Genomic DNA, 601 nt, shown 5'->3' with positions numbered 1-601 from the left:
TCGCTTCAGATTTGTCATCTGATTTAGAAGTTTGAACTGTTTGACTAGAGCTACTACTTTGAGATAGCTGCTTCTCCTGCTGTTTGCCACAAGAAATAAGTAAGAAAACGGACGCAACAAGCGTTGTACTAGTAAGCAGAAATTTAGCATTTTTCATAAAGGGAACCTCCTCTAAGTTTCAAACATATAATAATCAAATAAAATTAGTTAATCAGCTACTCGATAATACGGATGCCGGGAAGCAGTGATAGCATCTTGTCCAACTCGAATCTGTGCTTTAGGATTTTCGTTTCCAGTATCAGGCAAAACAGCTCCTTCAGGAATCACTAAAAAGGTTGCGCTGCTGCTACCAGCAGTATAAGCAAGAGTAGATACATAACTACCATCGCTTACTTGACCTTTTAGTAAAGTATAATCGCTGGATTCTTTTCCATTCAGAGTATGAGAAACAACCCCTTGATTATTCAATACTATCACATCTCCCAAATCATTTTGCCAAGTGCCAGCCACAGTCGAAAAATCTCCTGCCGCCAAAGCATTGACATCGATACCCGCTGCTGGAGTGGCTGGGTCTTTCGTGTCAGACTTTGTTTCATTTTTA

1 protein-coding gene and 1 pseudogene are annotated in these 601 nt (G+C 39.9%); both read right to left on the bottom strand.

All coding sequences use genetic code 11. The features are described 5' to 3' along the window. A pseudogene (locus FKX92_RS12285) lies at positions 1–157 on the bottom strand (DUF6287 domain-containing protein); the annotation flags it as partial. Between the two features lie 50 nt (positions 158–207). Continuing rightward, positions 208–601, bottom strand: a 394-nt coding sequence (locus FKX92_RS11990) for a DUF6287 domain-containing protein (protein ID WP_223105464.1), incomplete at its 5' end; no start/stop codon positions are given.

The sequence above is a fragment of the Streptococcus sanguinis genome (assembly GCF_008329445.1).
Taxonomy (GTDB): Bacteria; Bacillota; Bacilli; order Lactobacillales; family Streptococcaceae; genus Streptococcus; species Streptococcus sanguinis_O.
Note: the sequence above shows the minus strand (reverse complement) of the source record. Positions and strands in the feature narration are given on the sequence as shown.